This window comes from Streptomyces purpureus (assembly GCF_014648195.1).
Lineage (GTDB): Bacteria > Actinomycetota > Actinomycetes > Streptomycetales > Streptomycetaceae > Streptomyces > Streptomyces purpureus.
In genome coordinates, this window is sequence record NZ_BMQQ01000001.1 from 618,424 (window position 1) to 637,227 (window position 18,804).

The following is an 18,804-nucleotide window of genomic DNA, read 5'->3' on the forward strand; positions in this document are numbered from 1 at the left end:
ATCGCATGGACATCACGCTTTCCACCTGCTTCATCGCCGTCGACGACCACGACAAGGCGCTCGGCTTCTACCGCGACATCCTCGGCCTCGAAGTACGCAACGACGTAGGGTTCGAGGGCATGCGCTGGGTGACCGTCGGCGCGCCGTCGCAGCCCGATGTGAACATCGTCCTCGAACCGCCGCTCGCCGATCCCAACGCCTCGCCCGCCGACCGCGACGCCATGGCGCAGCTGCTGGCCAAGGGCCTGCTGCGCGGAGTCATCTTCCAGACCGAGGACTGCGACGCCACCTTCGAGCGGATCCGCGCCGCGGGCGGCGAAGTGCTCCAGGAGCCGGTCGACCAGCCGTACGGTGTGCGCGACTGTGCCTTCCGCGACCCCGCGGGCAACATGCTGCGCTTCAACCAGCCCCGCAGGTAACGAGATCGGGGCCACCCGCCCCTCCCGCAAGGCCCCCGGCACAGACAGATGGAGACACACCGAGCATGGCCACGAGGACGGACACGCGGTCGCCCGCGCCGCACCTTGCCGACAGTCACGACCTGATCCGCGTCCACGGCGCGCGCGTGAACAACCTCAAGGACGTCAGCATCGAGATCCCGAAGCGCCGGCTGACGGTGTTCACCGGCGTCTCCGGCTCGGGCAAGAGCTCGCTGGTGTTCAGCACGATCGCCGCCGAGTCGCAGCGGCTGATCAACGAGACCTACAGCGCCTTCGTCCAGGGCTTCATGCCCACCCTGGCACGGCCCGAGGTCGACGTACTCGAAGGCCTGACCACCGTGATCAGCGTCGACCAGCAGCGGATGGGCGCCGACCCCCGCTCCACGGTCGGCACCGCCACCGACGTCAACGCCATGCTGCGCATCCTCTTCAGCCGGCTCGGGAAGCCGCACATCGGACCGCCCAGCGCGTACGCCTTCAACGTCCCCTCGGTCCGGGCGAGCGGCGCGATCACCGTCGAGCGCGGCGCCAGGAAGGCCGTGAAGGCGACCTTCAGCCGCACCGGCGGCATGTGCCCCCACTGCGAGGGCCGCGGCACGGTCTCCGACATCGACCTCACCCAGCTCTACGACGACAGCAAGTCGCTCAACGAGGGCGCGCTCACGATCCCCGGCTACAGCATGGACGGCTGGTACGGCCGCATTTTCCGGGGCTGTGGCTTCTTCGACCCGGACAAGCCGATCCGCAAGTACACCAAGAAGGAGCTCCACGACCTCCTCCACCGGGAACCGACCAAGATCAAGGTCGAGGGCATCAACCTCACGTACGCCGGTCTCATCCCGACGATCCAGAAGTCGTTCCTGTCCAAGGACGTCGACGCGATGCAGCCGCACATCCGCGCCTTCGTGGAGCGGGCGACGACCTTCACCGTCTGCCCCGAGTGCGACGGCACCAGACTGAGCGAGGGCGCCCGGACCTCCAAGATCAAGAAGGTCAGCATCGCCGACGCCTGCGCGATGCAGATCAGCGACCTCGCGGAGTGGATCCGGGGCCTCAAGGAGCCCTCGGTGGCGCCGCTGCTCGCCGCGCTGCTGCAGACCCTCGACTCGTTCGTGGAGATCGGACTCGGCTACCTCTCGCTCGACCGCCCGGCCGGCACGCTCTCGGGTGGCGAGGCGCAGCGCGTCAAGATGATCCGCCACCTCGGCTCCTCGCTCACCGACGTCACCTACGTCTTCGACGAGCCCACCACCGGCCTGCACCCGCACGACATCCAGCGGATGAACCGCCTCCTGCTGCGACTGCGGGACAAGGGCAACACCGTGCTCGTGGTGGAGCACAAGCCGGAGGTGATCGCCATCGCCGACCACGTCGTCGACCTCGGACCCGGAGCCGGTACGGCGGGCGGCACCGTCTGTTTCGAGGGCACCGTCGACGGACTGCGCTCCGGCGGCACCATCACCGGCCGCCACTTCGACGACCGGGCCTCCCTCAAGGAGACGGTGCGCGAGCCCACCGGTGCGCTGGAGATCCGCGGCGCCACCACACACAACCTGCGAGGCGTCGACGTCGACATCCCGCTCGGGGTCCTCACCGTCGTCACCGGCGTCGCCGGCTCCGGCAAGAGCTCGCTCGTGCACGGGTCGATCCCGACGGGCGACGGGGTGGTGTCGATCGACCAGGGACCGATCCGCGGCTCCCGGCGCAGCAACCCGGCGACGTACACCGGACTGCTCGACCCGATCCGCAAGGCGTTCGCCAAGGCCAACGGCGTGAAGCCGGCGCTGTTCAGCGCCAACTCCGAGGGCGCCTGCCCCACCTGCAACGGCGCCGGTGTCATCTACACCGACCTGGCGATGATGGCCGGGGTGGCCACCACCTGCGAGGACTGCGAGGGGAAGCGGTTCCAGCCGGCGGTCCTGGAGTACCGCCTCGGCGGCCGCGACATCAGCGAGGTGCTCGCGATGTCGGTGGCGGAGGCCGAGGAGTTCTTCGGCGCCGGAGAGGCGCGCACGCCGGCCGCACACAAGATCCTCGACCGGCTCGCCGACGTCGGGCTCGGCTACCTCACCCTCGGCCAGCCGCTCACCACGCTCTCCGGCGGCGAGCGGCAGCGGCTGAAGCTGGCCACCCACATGGCGGAGAAGGGCGGCGTCTACATCCTCGACGAGCCGACCGCCGGCCTCCACCTCGCCGACGTCGAGCAGCTCCTCGGCCTGCTCGACCGGCTCGTCGACTCCGGGAAGTCGGTCATCGTCGTCGAACACCACCAGGCGGTCATGGCCCACGCCGACTGGATCGTCGACCTCGGCCCGGGGGCCGGTCACGACGGCGGCAGGATCGTCTTCGAGGGCACCCCCGCGGCCCTGGTCGCCGACCGCCCCACCCTCACCGGCGAGCACCTCGCGGCCTACGTCGGTGGCTGACGCCCACACGGTGCGGCGCGGGCCGGAATGATTACGACCACTTTGGTAGGGAATGCGCCTTGCATCTCGTACGACCGCGGAGCTGTGCGTGGCCGCGCAGGAGGTGACGGTGGCCCGCAACCGGCTGGATCTGGAAGCCGGCCGCAAGGCGCCCGCACAGCTGCCGGAGGCCGTCGGCGACATGGTCGAGGGCGAGAGGAGTACGAGGAGGAGCCCGAGGAAGAGCTGGAAGCCGCCCCGCGGCGGCGCCGCACCACCGCCCGCCGTCAGGCGCGCCGGGAGCGTGAGTGAGCGATGACCGTCTATGTCTACGCGATCACCGGCGCCGGCCATCCCTGCCGTCTCGACGGCCTGAGCGGTGTGGGCGCCGACCCCTCCGGTGTACGCACCGTGACCGCCGACGCGCTGCGCGCGGTGGTCAGCGACGTACGGGAGGAACCGCGGCCCAAGCGGCGCGACCTCACCGCCCACCAGGAGGTCCAGGACCGGCTGATGGCCGACGGTACCGCCCTGCCCCTGCGGTTCGGCTACACGGCCCCCGACGACGACGCGGTCCGCGCCGTACTGGAGGACCGCGGACAGGAGTACCTCGCCATCTTGGAGCGGCTCGACGGCTCCGCGGAATTCCACCTCCGGGTCGCGCAGGCGGAGGAGTCTCTGCTCCGGGAGATCCTGGAGGAGTCCCGCGAGGCACGGGAGCTCAACGACGCGATCATCCACGGCGATCCCGATCCGCGCGCCAAGCTGGCTCTCGGCGAGTTCGTCGCGCAGGAGGTGGCGAGCCGCCGGACCGCGCGCGCCGAGGCCGTCGTGAACGCGCTGGCACCCTCGGCGCGTGAGCACGAGGTGCTCACGCCGAGCGGCGACGACCTCCTCAGTGTGTCGTTCCTGGTGGCGGAGGCGGAGCGCGAGGCGTTCCTCGCCAAGGAGGCCGAGCTCGCGGCGGCGGCCGACGACGGCGTGGAGTTCCGCCTCACAGGCCCCCTGCCTCCGTACAGCTTCGTCTAGCGGCTTCTTCGGCCGGCCGAGAGGAGCGAGCGAATCATGGGGCTTTTCACCCAGCTGCTGACGCTGCCCCTCGCGCCCGTACGGGGCGTGGTGTGGGTGGTGGAGCAGGTCACCGCGGCGGCGGAGGCGGAATACTACGACCCGGCCCCCGTCTGGGCGGCGCTGCGCGAGCTGGAGAGACAGCTGCAGGCCGGTGAGATCGACGAGGAGACCTTCGACCGGCGGGAGGACGAGCTGCTGGACCGGCTCGACGAGATCGCCGCGTTCGAGGCCGCGCGAGGACAGTAGCCACAGCAGGGCAGCAGAGGAGGCGGAGACGGTGAGCGATCCGCTGGCGAACCGGCTCGGAGGCGTTCCTTCACGGGCAGTCCCGCCCTTCGAGCGTGGCTCGTCGGCGAGCCTCGCCGACATCCTCGAACGCGTACTGGACAAGGGCATCGTGATCGCCGGCGACATCCGGATCAACCTTCTCGACATCGAACTTCAGACGATCAAACTCCGGCTCATCGTCGCCTCCGTCGACAAGGCGAAGGAGATGGGCATCGACTGGTGGGAGCACGATCCGGCGCTGTCGTCCGGGAATGGCCGGAGCGGCGAGCCGCTCGCCGTGGAGAACCGGCGGCTCCGCGCGGAGCTGGACGCCCTGCGGGAGCGGGTCGGGGCGCTCGACGCTGCCACCGAGGGGGAAGAGGAGCCGGCGGGCGCCGAGCCGGAGGAGAGCCGCGGCGCCGAGCGGCCGAGCAGAGGACGGAGGCGCCCGGCATGACCGCCACAGACCCCGACCCAGGCCCTGGTCTCGTGTACGTGTACGCCGCGGTCCGCCCCGGGCAGGGCCTCGGCGACACCGTCCGCGTCCTCACCGGTGTGGCCGGCGCGGGGGTGGAGCTTCTGGAAAGCGTCGCGGAGGGCGCCACCGGCGCCCCCGCCCAGGATGACGCCCCGGCCGTGGCGTTCGCCGTCTCCCTCGTCCCGGCCCGCGACTTCGGTGAGGAGGCCCTCAAGGAGCGCTTCGAGGACCTCGACTGGCTGGCGGACGTCGCCCGCGCCCACCACGCCGTGGTCGAGTCGCTGGCCGCGTGTACGGGCGTACTGCCCTTGCGCCTTGCGACCGTGTACCGCGACCGCGAGCGGGCCCGTGCGGCCCTTACCGCGCGGCGGGACGGGCTGGACGCCCGGCTGGCGCTGCTGGCGGGCCAGGCCGAGTACGGCGTGAAGGTGTACGTGTCCGAAGCGGCGGACGACTCCGGCGAGGACGCGGTCCTACGGCCGGCCGAGGACACCCGGCAGCCCGCCGGGCAAGGCTCCGGCCTCAGCCCCGGCAAGGCCTGTCTGCGCCGGCGCCGCGCGCAGCACGGCCTGCGCGAGACCCGGCAGCGGAAGGCCGCCGAGGTCGCCGACCGTATCGCAGGGGTCGCGGACGGCTTCGCCCTGCCGCGGGTGCGCCATCCCCTCCAGCAGGGCCCGCTGGTCGCACCGGGGCTCGGCGCGAACGTGGTCAACGACGCCTACCTCGTACCGGACGAGTCGGCCGAGGCGTTCGCCGCCGAGGTGGCCGCGGTGACGGCCGAGGAGGGCATCCGCGTGGAGGTGACCGGCCCCTGGGCGCCGTACTCGTTCGCGATGCCTCCCGAGCAGCCCAGCGCACCACGCGCCCCGCGCCGCACGGAGCCGGAGCGATGAACGAGCGCACGTCGGGGGAGCCGTTGGCACAGCGCCAGGTGGCCCTGATCGACCTCCTCGACCGGCTGCTGAGCGGAGGCGTGGTGATCGCGGGGGACGTCGTCCTCTCCGTGGCCGGTGTCGACCTCGTACGTGTCTCCCTGCGGGCCCTCGTGGCGTCCGTCGGCACGGCCGGCGACCCCTTCGCGCCCCTGCCCCTGGACGCCCCCGGCGACGACGACGGGCGATGAGGACGGGCGATGAGGAGATGCGGGAGCAGCGGGAGGGGCACGAGCGGCGGAGGCCGCCCGGAGGCGGCCGGCTGGACGAGGTGTCGGACGCGGCCACGCGGGCCTTCCGACTGCTCGCGGCGGCGCCCCGCACACAGGAGGGCGTGTACCAGCCGGGCCGGCAGCCCGTGCCCCGGCTGCGGACGGACCGCGAGAACGTCGAACGGGACCCCCTCCGGCTGGTCCTCACCGTGGTCGAACTCCTGCGCCAGCTGATGGAACGCCAGGCGCTGCGGCGCGTCGACGCCGGCGACCTCACCGACGAGCAGGAGGAAGAACTCGGAGCCATACTCCTCGCCCTGCACGAGGCCATGGTCCGCCTGTGCGAGGAACACGGCCTGACCCTGGAGGACCTGAACCTCGATCTCGGCCCACTGGGCCGGCTGCTCCCGCCCCCCGAATAAGACCGCTTTCCCCCTGATTCAGCCGCCGGTGGCCATGGCCATACGCTCGATGCCCTCTTCGAGGATCGCGGGTGTCGTCGCCAGGTTGAGCCGGGCGTGGCCCGCGCCGCCGGTACCGAAGATGCCGCCAGGAGTCAGGGCGACCCTGCCGTGCTCCAGGAAGGAGGACGCCGGGTCGGAGTCCAGTCCGAGAGTCCGGCAGTCGAGCCACGCGAAGTACGTGCCGTCCGCCGGCTCGTACGGCACCTTCGGCAGATGGTGGCCGAGGAGCTCCCGCGCCAGGCGCCGGTTGCGGTCGAGACCGGCCAGCAGGGAATCCAGCCACGGGCCGCCGTCGTACAGTGCGGCGCAGTGGGCGATCACCGCGAGGTGGCTCCGGCCGTACTCCTCCTCCGTCTCCAGCCGGCCCAGGTCGTCCGCGGCGCCGGAGCCGGCGACCACCACAGCGGCCTTGAGCCCGCCCAGGTTGAACGCCTTGGCCGCGGACAGGACCGACAGAGCGCTCTGCGTTCCTGGCACACTCAGGTACGGAACGAACCGGACCCCGCCCGCGACCAGCGGGGCGTGGGACTCGTCTGCGACGACCCGTACTCCGTGCCGCGCGGTCATGTCCGCGATGCGGCCCAGCACTTCGGCGGTGTGGACCGTCCCGGTCGGATTCTGCGGACTGCACAGCAGGTAGAGCGCCTGGCGGCTGTCGCGCGCGGCGGCCGCGAACACCGAGTCGAGCCGGTCCATGTCCAGCCGGTGACCCGGGCCGAGCGGCACCGCCACGAAGCGCCGTCCGCACGCTTCCACGAGCTCCTTGAACGGGGGATAGAACGGCGCGTCGGTCACCACCGTGTCACCCGGACGCGTAAGGCCGCGGACCAGACCTGCCAGGCCGCGCATGACCGCCGGGACCAGGCAGGTCAGCGGCTCCCGGATCCCGGTCCAGCCCCAGCGTGCTCGTGCGAAGTGGTCGAAGGCCTGGGCGTAGCGCGGCGTCGAGGTGGGACCGGTGTAGCCGGTGTTGCCCGCCTCCAGGGCTTGCGTCAGCGCCTGGACCACAGGCGTAGCGAGCGGTACGTCCATCTCCGCCACCCCCAGAGGCAGCACGTCCGGCTCGTTCGCGTGCCACTTCTCGCTCGTACGCCGTCGCAGCTCGTCCAGCGTCAGAGCCTCCAGCGGATTCAGCGAGTGTGTCCGGCTGTCCGACCGCACCGACCCCATGCCATCTCCCCTTCGTCGCCCTGCTCCCTTCCGGAAATCGTGGACTCTCCGCGGTGGCGAGTCCAGGCCGCGAGGAGACCCTCACCCGCAGGGTGCGGGATTCCGCCGCCGCCAGGCGGCATACGCCGGGCTGGCGGCGCAGCTGTCGAGGTAGCCGGCGAGAGTCCGCCGCAGGACCTCCTCGCCGTGCGCGGCCAGTGGGCCGTCCGAGCGCCAGGCCAGGACGTGCCGGTACCGCAGCGGGGTTCCCGCCAGGGGGCGGACGGCGACCCCGGGCACCTCGGTGAAGGTCGCCTGGCAGAGGCTGACCGCCAGGCCGGCGCGGACGAGTTCGAGCAGGGGGCGGCCTTCGGCTTCGTACGGCGTCGAGGGGCGGTGGTCGGCCAGGGCGCATGCGGAGGACCAGTACTCGCGGGTGCCGTCGCCGTCCGGCCTGGGCACCGCCCAGTCCTCCCGCGCGAGCTGCTCCAGGCCCACCTCCTCCTGCGCCGCGAGCGGGTGGGCCGAGGGCAGCAGGGCGAAGACCGGTTCGGTGGCCAGCGGAGTGAGCACCACCCCGCCGGTGGGCGGGAGTTCCCGCTCGGGATGGTCGCCGAGCACCGCCGCTTCCAGCCGCCCGGCCGCAAGGTCCTCCAGCAGAGGGACGGAGGAGTACCGGCACCTCGCGGTCACCTCGGCGTCCGGCAGCACCTCGCGTATCGCCAGGACGAGGTGGCCGAGAAGGGGAGCGCCGACCGAACCGACCCGGACGCGGCCGGGGTCACTCTGCTGCCGGGCGGTGTCGGCCAGGAGTGCGTCGACGCCCGGCAGGATGGCCCGCGCCCGGGCGAGGACGAGCTCGCCGAAGGCCGTGGGAACGGCGCCGCCCCGCGCGCGGTCGAAGAGCGATCCGCCCAGCATGTTCTCGATCCGGCGGAGTTGGGCGCTCAGCCCGGGCTGCGTCAGGGACAACGAGGCGGCGGCGCGGGTGAGGCTTTTGGCCTCGGCGATCGCGCACACCACCCGCAGGTGCCGTACCTCCAGATCCATGGCGCGGATGTTATGGAGAGACGACAGCTTTTGGACAGTGGCCGAAGACCTTCAGCCTTATGTGAAATGTCACACGGCATACACCTGGAGGTAGTGAGGCCATGAGACGATTCCGCACCCCGTCGGCGATACGCTGCACGGTATTTTCCGGCCTGATCGCCACCCTGCTCCTGCTGCTGCCCGGCGCGTCCACCGCCACGGCCAGGCCGACCGCGGACAGCGTGTCGTCCTGCGCCCTGCGCGGCACCACCGGCCGGACCGACGAGGGGCACGACATCGACCACTCGGTGTTCCAGCGTGCCCGCGGCACGATCAGAGTCGCCATGATCTTCGTCGACTTCTCCGACGCGCCCGCCACCGAGACCCCGGCCTCCGACGCGGCCCGGATCACCCCCGGCGCCGACTGGCTCTGGAAGGCCTCGTACGGCAAGACGTGGCTCGCGATCACCCAGCACCAGAAGTGGGCACGCATGCCCCGCAAGTCCACCGAGTACGGCTTCGCGCGCGGCCTGACCCACGAGACGCACGAGGCGTACATCAAGGACGCGGTGGCCGCGGCCGACCCGTGGGTGAACTTCTCGGCGTACGACATGGTCTACGTCGTGCCGACCCGGAACGCGGCGGCGATCTCCTTCACCCCCGCCTATGTGTACGACCCGGGCACCGCAGGGGTGGTGGCCGACGGCAACCGGCTCGAGTGGGCGGTGACCTTCGGCCAGGACATGTGGCACTGGGGGCCTGCCCTGGTCGGCCACGAGACCGCGCACACCTTCGGACTGCCCGACCTGTACGCCTTCGACGCGGGTGCCGACGCACACCGATTCGTCGGCGGCTGGGACGTCATGGGCCTGGTCGGCGGCGCCGGCCCGCAGTACTTCGCCTGGCACTCCTGGAAGCTCGGCTGGACCGCCGACAGCCAGGTGGTGTGCCGCGCCTCGAAGGGCAGCGACACCGTGTACCTGACCGCCGTCGAGTACGGCAGCGGCACCAAGATGGCTGTCGTCCGCACCGGCCCGACCACCGCGTACGTCGTCGAATCACGGCGGGCGATCCAGGCGGACAGCCGCCTCTGCTCGACCGGCGCGCTCATCTACAAGATCGACACCTCGGTCGTGACCGGCCAGGGACCGGTCCGGGTGATGGACGCCAAGCCCACCGCCGCCCCGGCCGCCGGCTGCCGCCCCCTTGACGACGCACCGTTCTGGGCCGGGCAGTCGTTCACGGATGCCGCGGCCGGGGTCCGCATCGAGGTGCTGAGCGCGGACGGGTACGGCGAGACGGTCCGCGTCACCAAGTCGTAGCGGTACGCGGAACCCCAGCGGGTACGCACGCGACGGCGCCCCGGGCCTCAAGAGGCCCCGGGCGCCGTCGCGTTCAGGCCGCTTCGGGGAAGTGGCAGGCGACCTGACGCGTCTCGCCAGGGGTGGCGACCCGCAACGGCGGCGCCTCCGTCCGGCAGATCGCTTGCGCCTTGGGACAGCGCGGATGGAAGGAGCAGCCGGGCGGGGGAGCGGCGGGGCTCGGCGGGTCGCCGAGGAGAGTGATCCGCTCCCGGGCCCGCTCGGCGGCCGGGTCGGGCAGCGGCACGGCGGACAGCAGCGCGCGGGTGTAGGGGTGGGCCGGGGCCGCGTACACCCGCTCCTTCGGGCCGATCTCGACGATCCGCCCCAGGTACATCACCGCCACCCGGTCGCAGACCCGCTTGACCACCGACAGGTCGTGCGCGATGAAGAGGTACGCCAGGCCCAGCTCCTGCTGGAGGCGGCCCATCAGGTTGACGATCTGGGCCTGGACGGAGACGTCGAGGGCGGAGACGGGTTCGTCGGCCACGACGAGCCGGGGGCCGGTGGCCAGCGAGCGGGCGATGCCGATGCGCTGGGCCTGGCCTCCGGAGAACTCGTGCGGATACCGGTCGATGTGCTCCGGGATCAGGCCGACCAGCTCCATCAGCTCGGCCGTCCGCTTGCGCGCGTCGGCCGCCGAACTCCCCTGCACCATCAGGGGGTCGGAGATGATCCGGGCCACCGTCTGGCGGGGGTTGAGGGAGGAGTGCGGGTCCTGGAAGACCATCTGGAGCTCCTTGCGGAGCGGCTTCAGTTCGCGCTGCGAGAGATGGCTGATGTCGCGTCCGTCGTACGTGACCGAGCCCGCGGTCGGCTCGAGGAGGCGGACGATCATGCGGCCGGTGGTGGACTTGCCGCAGCCGGACTCGCCGACCAGGCCGAGCGTCTCGCCCGCCGCCACGTCGAAGCTGACGCCGTCGACGGCCCGGACCGGGGCCGAGCGGGCCCGGCGCCCGGGGAAGCTCATCGCCAGGTCCCGTACGCGGAGCAGGGGTTGGGGTGTCGTGGTCATGAGGCGATGCCTTCGTACGCGGGGAAGTGGCAGGCGACGGGGTGTCCGGCCGGGCCGTCGAGCGGGGGCCGCTCGGTCTCGCACCGCGCCCGTTCCTCGTCGGAACCGGCGGCCGCGACCGCGCAGCGCGCGGCGAAGGCGCAGCCGGGAGAGGGTGTGAGCAGGGACGGAGGGCTGCCGGGGATCGCCCGCAGCGGTTCGTCGTCGCTGTCGTCGAGGCGGGGCAGGGAGTCGAGCAGGCCGCGGGTGTAGGGGTGGGACGGCCGCGCGAACAGGTCGTCCACCGCGGCCTGTTCGGCTGCCCGGCCGCCGTACATCACCAGGACCTCGTGGGCCACGCGGGCGACCACGCCCAGATCGTGCGTGATCATGATGACAGCGAGGCCGCGCTCCTCCTGGAGCCGTGCGATCAGCTCCAGGATCTGGGCCTGGACGGTGACGTCGAGGGCGGTGGTCGGCTCGTCCGCGATCAGGAGATCGGGCTCGCAGGCCAGCGCCATCGCGATCATCACCCGCTGGCGCATGCCGCCGGAGAACTGGTGCGGGTACTCGCCCGCCCGGCGCTCCGGTTCGGGGATGCCGACCTCGGCAAGGGCGTCGACCGCCCGCCGCCGTGCGACGGCACGGCCCGAGCCGAAGTGGACCCGGTGGTGCTCGGCTATCTGCTCACCGACGGTGTAGTACGGGTGGAGACTGGAGAGCGGGTCCTGGAAGATCATCGCCATTCTGCGGCCGCGCAGCCGGTTCAGGGCGCGTTCGCCCAGACCGACCAGCTCCTGCCCGTCGAAGACGATGGATCCGCCGACCTCGGCGCCGCTGTGCAGGCCCATCACGGCCAGGGAGGTGACGGACTTGCCGGAGCCCGACTCGCCGACGATGCCGAGGGTCCGGCCCGGCCGTACCTCGAAGGCGAGGGAGTCCACGGCGCGTACGGGCCCGCGCTTCGTCGGAAAGGTGACGGTCAGGTCGCGGACCGACAGCAGGGGTTGGGTGTCTGTCATCAGTACCTCACCCGTGGGTCGACTACGGCGTACAGCAGGTCGACGGCCAGGTTGGCGACGACGATGAAGGTGGCGGCGAGCAGCGTGACGCCGAGGATGACCGGCTGGTCGCCGGTGGACAGGGCGCCGTAGAAGAGCCGGCCGATGCCCGGCAGCCCGAAGATCGACTCCGTGATCACCGCCCCGGCAAGCAGCCCGCCCAGGTCCATGCCGAAAATGGTCAGGATCGGCGTCATGCCCGCCCGCAGACCGTGCTTGACGACGACCGTGCGGCGCGGCAGGCCCTTGGCGCGGGCGGTGCGGATGTACGGCTCCGCCATCGTCTCGATCATCGAACTGCGGCTCTGGCGCGCGTACATGGCCGCGTAGAGGATCGCGAGCGCCAGCCAGGGCAGCAGCAGGTTCGAGGCCCAGGAGAGCGGATCGGAGCCGAGCGGCACGTACTGCGGATACGGCAGCAGCCCCGCCACCCTGATCAGCCCGTAGATCAGCATCACGGAGGTGAAGTAGACGGGCAGCGAGGCGGCGGCGACGGCGCCGATCATCAGCGCGCGGTCGGTGAGGCTGTCCTTGCGCAGGGCGGCCACGACACCTGCCGAGAGGCCGAGCAGCAGCCAGATCACCGCGGCGCCCAGGGCGAGCGAGGCGGAGACCGGCAGCCGGTCCATCAGCAGGTCCCACACGCCCTGGCTGTTCTCGTACGAGTAGCCCAGGCACGGGAAGCCGCAGTGCAGGGCGTACGGGCCGCTGCCCATGGTGCGGCCGGTGAAGATGCCGGTGACGAAGTCGCCGAACTGGCGCCACAGCGGCTGGTCCAGGCCCATGTGGGCGCGGATCGCCTCCAGACGTTCGGCGCTGCACGACTTGCCGCAGGCCGCGGCGGCCGGGTCGGAGGGCAGTACGTAGAAGATGGTGAAGGTGACGGCGGCGATGGCGATCAGGACGCCGACGACCCCGAGGAGCCGGCGGCCGAGGTAGAGGATCATGTGCGGCTGCCCCTCGGGTCGAGGATGTCCCGCAGGGCGTCGCCGAGCAGCGTGAACGCGAGCACCGTCAGGAAGAGGCAGACGCTCGGGATGACGAAGTACATGGGATCCGTGTCGTAGAAGTTGACGCCCTCGGCGATCATCTGTCCCCAGGAGGGGGTGGGCGGCCGGACACCGACGCCCAGATAGCTCAGGGCCGCCTCGGTGGCGATCATGCCGGGGATGATCAGGGTGGTGTACGCGATGACGGGCCCGGCGACGCCCGGCAGGATGTCGCGGGTGAGGATCCGCCAGGGGCCCGAGCCGCCGACCCGGGAGGCGTCGACGTACTCGCGGTGCTTGAGCGAGAGGGTCTGGCCGCGCACCACGCGCGCGATGCCGGGCCAGCCGAAGAGGCCGATGACGGCGGTCATCAGGAGGATCCGGTTGACGTCCCGGGCCACCGACATCATCGCGATCATGAAGATGAGGGAGGGGAAGGACATGGTGAGGTCCATCAGCCGGGACAGCGCGGTGTCGGTGCGGCCGCCGAAGTAGCCGGCCGCGATCCCGGCGGCGACCCCGGCGACGACGACGATCGCGGTGGCGGCGAAGGCGATGAGCAGGGAGACCTGGGCGCCGTGGACGACACGGGCGAACAGGTCGCGTCCGGTGACGGGTTCGACGCCGAGCCAGTGCTCGGCGGAGATCCCGCCGAGCGGGCCGATCGGCTGGCCGCCCAGGTAGGGATCGACGGCGGACTTGTCGAACTCCTCCGGGCCCCAGCCGCCCAGCGCGCTGAGCAGCGGGGCGGCCAGGGCCATGAGCGCGAAGAGCGCGACCACGGCGAGGGAGATCTTGACGGAGGTGCGGCGGCGCAGTTCCGCGCGGGCGAGCTGCCAGGGCCCGCTGCCCGCGGAGACGGCCGGGGAGGTGGTGGCCATGATCCGGGGCTTCCTCAACGGCCGCTCTTGGCCGGGTCCTTGAGACCCACCGTGGCGTAGTCGATCTGGCCTCCGAAGGAGGTGTGACCGTACGCCCCGGCGATGTTGGTGCCGACCAGCAGCGGCATGCGCTCGACGACGGTCGGCGCCGTCGGGGCCTGGGCGAGGATCTGCCCGTCCAGCTGCCGCCAGGCCTCGTTGGCCTGCTGCGCGTCGGTCATGGCGGCGATCTCGTCCATCCGCTTCATGGTCGGCTGGTCGCGGAAGAGGGAGTGGTTGCCGGAGTTGCCCTTCTCCTTGATGTAGCGGCCGTCGAAGACGAAGGGCAGGAACGTGGAGCCGGAGGGGTAGTCCGGGCACCAGCCGGTGTAGACGAGGTCGGTGCGGTTCTTGGTGTCGCCGATGGTGTCGTAGAAGGCGGACGCGTCGACCGTCTCGATGGTGACCTTGATTCCCGCCCGGCCGAGGGACTGCTGGATCGCCTCGCCGACGCCCTTGTCGCCGTTGGAGACGGTGATGCTGGTGGCGAAGCCGTCCGGCTTGCCCGCCTCCTTGAGGAGCTGCTTGGCCTTGGCCGGGTCGCCGGTCGCCGGGATCTTGAGGGTGTCAGGCTGCTTGCCGCCGAAGAGCGTGCCGGGCATGAGGGCCGAGGCCAGTTCGTTGAGGGCCGGGCCGCCGGAGGCGGTCATCACCGCCTCGCGGTCGAGCGCGTACTGCACGGCCTGGCGCACCTTCACGTTGTCGAACGGCGCGCGGCCGGTGTGCATCTGCACCATCTCGACGCAGTTGCTCGACTCGGCGAGCAGCCGCGCCCTGACGTCGGCCTTGGTGAGCACCTTGGGGGTCGACTCCGTGCGCAGCTTGGCCCAGGGGACGGAGGAGGCGTCGGTGCCCGAGGAGGCGACGAGCCGGTCGTCGATCTGGTTGGCCTTGAGGCCCATCGTGACGACCACCTTGTCGGGGTACGCCTTGCGGACGCTGTCCGTCTTCGCGTCCCAGTGCGGGTTGCGGACGAGGACGAGCTGCTTGTCCCGGTCGTACCGCTCGATCTTGTACGGGCCCGAGGAGAACGGGCGGTTGTCGTACTGGGGGCCCTTGTCCCGCGCCTTGGGCACCGGGGCGAAGGTCGGCAGCACCGTGGCGTACGGGAACTCGGCGAAGGGCCTGCGCAGCTCGAAGACGATCGTGTGGTCGTCCGGGGTCTTGATCGAGTCGAGGTGCTTGCCCTGGGCGGGGCCCTGGTAGCCCTCGGCGCCGGCGAGGTAGCGGGCGGCGTAGTCGGGACCGCCGGGCAGGTCCGGCGAGAAGGACCGCTCGACGTTGTACTTGACGTCCGCCGCGGTGATCGGGGTTCCGTCCTCGTACTTCAGGCCCTTCTTGAGCTTGAAGGTCCACGTCTTGGCGCCGTTGGAGGAGACGCCGAGGTCCTCGGCGAGGTCGGGGATCAGCTCGCCGCCCTGCGCGCCCGGCTGGGCCTTGTACGTGACGAGGGTGCGGTAGAGCATCCGGACGCCGAAGCCCATGTCGCCCATGACCCAGTTGCGGGCCGGGTCGAGGTGGGTGAAGTCCTGGTTCGACAGGACGGTCAGCGTGCCGCCCTTCGTGGGCGTACCGCCTACGGTCGTGCCGTTGGTGCCGGTCGCCGGGTTCCGGCCGCCGTTGCGGTCCTGCCCGGTCGAACCGGAGCCGCCGGAGCAGCCGGAGACGGCAAGGGTGAGGGTCGCCATGAGAGCGGCGGCGAGGGATATAGAGGTGCGCTTGTTCATCAGAGGTCACTCCGGGGAACGCGGTCGGCCAGCTACCTGGCTGGAATGTGACCTGTAACATAGTAATGTGAAATTGCACTGACAAGCCGTCGGCTCAGCCGTTATCCGCTTGTGTCCGGCGCTGCCGCTCGGGGCGGATCCCTTGCAGGGTCGGGTGAACCCTCAGTGGCGCCCCTCTTGGCAGCCGGAGTGCAATGTGAAATATTACTGACGTGCTCACGAGAAACACCTCGGACGTCATCGTCGTCGGAGCCGGCGTGGTCGGCGCGGCCTGTGCCTACTACGCCGCCCGCGCCGGCCTCACCGTCACCGTGCTCGACCGCGGGCCGGTCGCCGGCGGCACCACAGGAGCGGGGGAGGGCAACCTCCTCGTCTCCGACAAGGAGCCGGGTCCCGAACTCGAACTGGCGCTGCTCTCCCTGGAGCTGTGGCGCGAGCTGGCCGACGGCCTGCCGGATCGGATCGAGTACGAACCCAAGGGCGGCCTCGTCATCGCCTCCGACCAGGCGGGACTGGCCGCGCTGCGCGACTTCGCCACCCGGCAGGGCGGGGCGGGGGTGACCGCCCACGAGATCCCGGCGGACCGGCTGCACGACCTGGAGCCCCACCTCACCTCCGGCCTGGCCGGAGGCTTCCACTACCCCCAGGACGCCCAGGTCATGCCCGCACTCGCCGCCGCCCACCTGCTGCGCTCGGGCGGCGGGCGCATCCGTCCCCACCTGGGCGAAGAGGTCACGGAGGTGATCACCGGAGCGAGCGGGGAGGTACGCGGCGTACGCACGGTGAACGGCGAGTTCCACGCCCCGTACGTGGTGAACGCCGCCGGCACGTGGGGCGGCGAACTCGCCCGTCGCGCCGGAGTCGAGCTGCCCGTCCTGCCCCGCAGGGGGTTCGTGCTCGTCACCGAACCCCTCCCGCGCGTCGTACGGCACAAGGTGTACGCCGCCGACTACATCGCCGACGTCGCCAGCGGGTCCGCCGCGCTGCAGACCTCGCCGGTGGTCGAGGGCACACCGGCGGGGCCGGTCCTGATCGGCGCCAGCCGGGAACGGGTCGGATTCGACCGTACGCTGTCCACCGAAGCGCTCCGGCGCCTCGCGGCCGGGGCCACGGCGCTCTTCCCCGTCCTCGCCGGAGTCCGCGTGATGCGAACATACGCGGGCTTCCGCCCCTACCTCCCCGACCACCTGCCCGCGATCGGCCCCGACCCGCGCGTCCCCGGGCTGCTGCACGCCTGCGGCCACGAAGGCGCCGGAATCGGCCTGGCACCGGCGACCGGACTCCTCATCGCCCGCTGGCTGATACACGGCCAACTCCCCATGAACACCGAGCCGTTCCGGCCTGAACGGTTCGATCCCGTCCCCTGAACCGCTCCCCTGAACGCTCCCTGAACCGCCTGCGCGAGGCGATCCGAAGTCCACCACGAGCCGCACGGAAAGAAGGACCCGCCATGGCCCGCACCCCCGCCGAACTGGTCGGCGCGCGGCCCGAGCCGCCGTTCGAGATCACTTTCGACGACCGCACGATCACCGCCCTGCCCGGCCAGTCCGTCGCCGCGGCCCTGTGGGGAGCAGGCATCCTCGCATGGCGCACCACCCGGGGCACGGGCCGCCCCCGCGGCGCCTTCTGCGGGATCGGACAGTGCTACGACTGCCTCGCCACGATCAACGGAACACCCAACCGAAGGGCCTGTCTGGTCCCGGCCCGCCCCGGCGACGCCGTCACCACCCAGGAGGGAAACGGCCATGCCGAGCTCAGCGTCTGACCTCTACGACGTCGCGATCGTCGGCGCGGGCTCCGCCGGTCTCTCCGGCGCCGTCACCGCCGCCGAACTCGGTCTCTCCGTCGCCCTGCTGGACACCTCCGCCCAGGTCGGCGGCCAGTTCTACCGGCACCCGGAACCCGCGCTCGGCGCCGTACGCCCCGAAGCCCTGCACCACGACTGGTCCGCCTTCCGCTCCCTGCACCGGCGCCTTGAGTCGGTGGAGTCGAGCGGCGTCACCCGCCTGGCCGGGCACCACGTCTGGGCCGTGACCCGGGACGACGCGGACAACGCGGACGCCTGGACGGTCCACGCCGTGACCGGGGCCGACGGCGACGGCGAACGGCCCGTACGGGTACGGGCCCGGGCGCTCCTCCTCGCCACCGGGGCGTACGAGCGCCAGCTTCCCTTCCCCGGCTGGACCCTGCCGGGTGTGGTCGGCGCCGGCGGCGCCCAGGCGATGCTCAAGTCCGGGCTCGTCCTCCCCGGCCGGCGGGTCGTCGTGGCGGGCAGCGGCCCGCTGCTGCTCGCCGTCGCCTCCTCGCTCGCGCACGCCGGAGCACGCGTCCCCGCCGTGGTGGAGGCGTCCGGCTACCTGGGATACGCCCGTCACATGCGCACCCTGGCCGCCAACCCCCACAAACTCGCCGAGGCGGCGGTCCACGGCGCCGCCCTGCTGCGCCACGGCGTGCGGGTGCGCACCCGCAGCGCGGTCACCGCCGTCCACGGCCGCGACCGGGTGGAGGCGGTGACCGTCTCCCGGCTCGACCGCGACTGGCGGCCCGTGGCGGGCACGGGCCGCCGCGTCGAGTGCGACGCACTTGCCGTGGGCTTCGGACTGGCGCCCCAGATCGAACTCGCCACCGCACTGGGCTGCGCCACACGCCCCGCGAAGGACGGAACCTCCGCGCTCGCCCTCGACGCCCTCCAGCGGACCTCAGTGCCCGGCGTATGGGCGGCCGGGGAGACCGGCGGCGTGGGCGGAGCCCAACTGGCCATCGCCGAAGGCGAATTGGCGGCCATCTCCATTGCGGCCCGGCTGTCCGGGCGGCCTGCCGCCACCGCCGGCGGACACGTTCGCTCGTTGCGCCGCCGCCGGGACCGGATGCGCGCCTTCGCCGACGTCATGGCCGCCGCCCACCGGCCCGGCCCCGGCTGGACCCGCTGGCTGGACGACGACACGGACGTGTGCCGTTGCGAGGAGGTGACCGCGGGACGCATCCGCGAGGCGGTCACCGACCTGGGCGCACGCGACGCGCGTACGGTCAAACTGCTCACCCGAGCGGGGATGGGCTGGTGCCAGGGCCGTATGTGCGGCGCGGCCGTGGCCTGCCTCGCGGCCACGGGCGGCGACGTGCCGCCGTCGGCGGAGCGGCGCCCGCTCGCCGTCCCCGTCACCCTCGCGGCGCTCGCCTCCCTGGCCGAACCGAACACCACCCCCGAGCCCACCGGATCGGACTCCACCGACGGTGGCTGACCTCAGCCGCCTGCACCCGCGGCGCTCCTCCCCGCGCCGCACCATCCACCGTGACATGTCACATAC

Annotated in this window: 20 protein-coding genes; 13 read left to right on the plus strand and 7 right to left on the minus strand. The window is 71.9% G+C overall.

Annotation, left to right across the window (positions count from 1 at the left end; all coding sequences use genetic code 11):
- The first annotated feature begins 5 nt into the window (after window positions 1-5).
- The 9 genes from IEZ01_RS02775 (at window position 6) to IEZ01_RS02815 (ending at window position 6,227) form a co-directional block, all read left to right on the plus strand.
- A complete protein-coding gene (locus IEZ01_RS02775) occupies window positions 6-419 on the plus strand; it encodes a VOC family protein (RefSeq protein WP_019891255.1) in 414 nt (137 codons plus the stop codon).
- Between the two features lie 65 nt (window positions 420-484).
- Window positions 485-2,866, plus strand: coding sequence for an ATP-binding cassette domain-containing protein (locus IEZ01_RS02780; protein ID WP_189199615.1), 2,382 nt, complete (start codon window positions 485-487; stop codon window positions 2,864-2,866).
- A gap of 52 nt (window positions 2,867-2,918) precedes the next feature.
- Window positions 2,919-3,164, plus strand: a complete 246-nt coding sequence (locus tag IEZ01_RS02785) for a hypothetical protein (protein ID WP_229832616.1) — start codon at window positions 2,919-2,921, stop codon at window positions 3,162-3,164.
- Complete coding sequence (locus IEZ01_RS02790; protein ID WP_189199617.1) at window positions 3,161-3,874, plus strand: GvpL/GvpF family gas vesicle protein; 714 nt, start codon at window positions 3,161-3,163, stop codon at window positions 3,872-3,874. Before IEZ01_RS02785 ends, IEZ01_RS02790 begins: the two co-directional genes overlap by 4 nt.
- Before the next feature lie 36 nt (window positions 3,875-3,910).
- Window positions 3,911-4,162: a gas vesicle protein GvpG gene (locus IEZ01_RS02795; RefSeq protein ID WP_189199619.1), complete on the plus strand. Its 252-nt coding sequence runs from the start codon at window positions 3,911-3,913 to the stop codon at window positions 4,160-4,162.
- 31 nt (window positions 4,163-4,193) lie between these two features.
- Window positions 4,194-4,640 (plus strand): gas vesicle protein, encoded by a 447-nt coding sequence (locus IEZ01_RS02800; RefSeq protein WP_189199622.1) that lies wholly within the window; start codon window positions 4,194-4,196, stop codon window positions 4,638-4,640.
- Window positions 4,637-5,554: a GvpL/GvpF family gas vesicle protein gene (locus IEZ01_RS02805; RefSeq protein ID WP_189199624.1), complete on the plus strand. Its 918-nt coding sequence runs from the start codon at window positions 4,637-4,639 to the stop codon at window positions 5,552-5,554. The genes IEZ01_RS02800 and IEZ01_RS02805 overlap by 4 nt, the downstream gene beginning before the upstream one ends.
- The gene (locus IEZ01_RS02810) at window positions 5,551-5,784 is read left to right on the plus strand and encodes a gas vesicle protein (RefSeq protein ID WP_189199626.1); all 234 of its coding nucleotides are present in this window, start codon (window positions 5,551-5,553) and stop codon (window positions 5,782-5,784) included. Before IEZ01_RS02805 ends, IEZ01_RS02810 begins: the two co-directional genes overlap by 4 nt.
- Window positions 5,785-5,801: 17 nt before the next feature.
- On the plus strand, window positions 5,802-6,227 hold the full coding sequence (locus tag IEZ01_RS02815; RefSeq protein WP_189199846.1) for a gas vesicle protein K: 426 nt from the start codon (window positions 5,802-5,804) through the stop codon (window positions 6,225-6,227).
- Between the two features lie 18 nt (window positions 6,228-6,245).
- Here the strand turns inward: IEZ01_RS02815 and IEZ01_RS02820 are convergent, their stop codons facing one another.
- Window positions 6,246-7,439, minus strand: coding sequence for a MalY/PatB family protein (locus tag IEZ01_RS02820; protein ID WP_189199628.1), 1,194 nt, complete (start codon window positions 7,437-7,439; stop codon window positions 6,246-6,248).
- 81 nt (window positions 7,440-7,520) lie between these two features.
- Window positions 7,521-8,468 carry a LysR family transcriptional regulator gene (locus tag IEZ01_RS02825; protein WP_189199629.1) on the minus strand — a complete coding sequence of 316 codons (948 nt, stop codon included), beginning with the start codon at window positions 8,466-8,468 and terminating at the stop codon, window positions 7,521-7,523.
- 101 nt (window positions 8,469-8,569) lie between these two features.
- Between IEZ01_RS02825 and IEZ01_RS02830 the strand changes: the two genes are divergently transcribed.
- Window positions 8,570-9,769: a M6 family metalloprotease domain-containing protein gene (locus IEZ01_RS02830; RefSeq protein WP_189199631.1), complete on the plus strand. Its 1,200-nt coding sequence runs from the start codon at window positions 8,570-8,572 to the stop codon at window positions 9,767-9,769.
- A gap of 73 nt (window positions 9,770-9,842) precedes the next feature.
- On the opposite strand, the gene IEZ01_RS02835 is transcribed toward IEZ01_RS02830, so the two are convergent.
- Genes IEZ01_RS02835 through IEZ01_RS02855 form a run of 5 tightly spaced genes read right to left on the minus strand, consistent with a single transcriptional unit; the run spans window position 9,843 to window position 15,499 of the window.
- Window positions 9,843-10,823 (minus strand): ABC transporter ATP-binding protein, encoded by a 981-nt coding sequence (locus IEZ01_RS02835; protein ID WP_189199633.1) that lies wholly within the window; start codon window positions 10,821-10,823, stop codon window positions 9,843-9,845.
- A complete protein-coding gene (locus IEZ01_RS02840) occupies window positions 10,820-11,824 on the minus strand; it encodes an ABC transporter ATP-binding protein (RefSeq protein ID WP_019891265.1) in 1,005 nt (334 codons plus the stop codon). The genes IEZ01_RS02835 and IEZ01_RS02840 overlap by 4 nt, the downstream gene beginning before the upstream one ends.
- A complete protein-coding gene (locus IEZ01_RS02845; protein ID WP_189199635.1) occupies window positions 11,824-12,810 on the minus strand; it encodes an ABC transporter permease in 987 nt (328 codons plus the stop codon). Before IEZ01_RS02845 ends, IEZ01_RS02840 begins: the two co-directional genes overlap by 1 nt.
- Window positions 12,807-13,733 carry an ABC transporter permease gene (locus IEZ01_RS02850; protein WP_019891268.1) on the minus strand — a complete coding sequence of 309 codons (927 nt, stop codon included), beginning with the start codon at window positions 13,731-13,733 and terminating at the stop codon, window positions 12,807-12,809. Before IEZ01_RS02850 ends, IEZ01_RS02845 begins: the two co-directional genes overlap by 4 nt.
- 14 nt (window positions 13,734-13,747) lie before the next feature.
- Window positions 13,748-15,499 carry an ABC transporter substrate-binding protein gene (locus IEZ01_RS02855; protein WP_019891270.1) on the minus strand — a complete coding sequence of 584 codons (1,752 nt, stop codon included), beginning with the start codon at window positions 15,497-15,499 and terminating at the stop codon, window positions 13,748-13,750.
- A 212-nt stretch (window positions 15,500-15,711) separates the two neighbouring features.
- Between IEZ01_RS02855 and IEZ01_RS02860 the strand changes: the two genes are divergently transcribed.
- The 3 genes from IEZ01_RS02860 to IEZ01_RS02870 all read left to right on the plus strand — a co-directional run bounded on the left by IEZ01_RS02860 (window position 15,712) and on the right by IEZ01_RS02870 (window position 18,738).
- A complete protein-coding gene (locus IEZ01_RS02860) occupies window positions 15,712-16,866 on the plus strand; it encodes an NAD(P)/FAD-dependent oxidoreductase (RefSeq protein ID WP_189199637.1) in 1,155 nt (384 codons plus the stop codon).
- An 83-nt stretch (window positions 16,867-16,949) separates the two neighbouring features.
- The gene (locus IEZ01_RS02865; RefSeq protein WP_189199639.1) at window positions 16,950-17,264 is read left to right on the plus strand and encodes a (2Fe-2S)-binding protein; all 315 of its coding nucleotides are present in this window, start codon (window positions 16,950-16,952) and stop codon (window positions 17,262-17,264) included.
- A complete protein-coding gene (locus IEZ01_RS02870) occupies window positions 17,245-18,738 on the plus strand; it encodes an FAD-dependent oxidoreductase (RefSeq protein ID WP_189199641.1) in 1,494 nt (497 codons plus the stop codon). Before IEZ01_RS02865 ends, IEZ01_RS02870 begins: the two co-directional genes overlap by 20 nt.
- The last annotated feature ends 66 nt before the right edge of the window (window positions 18,739-18,804 follow it).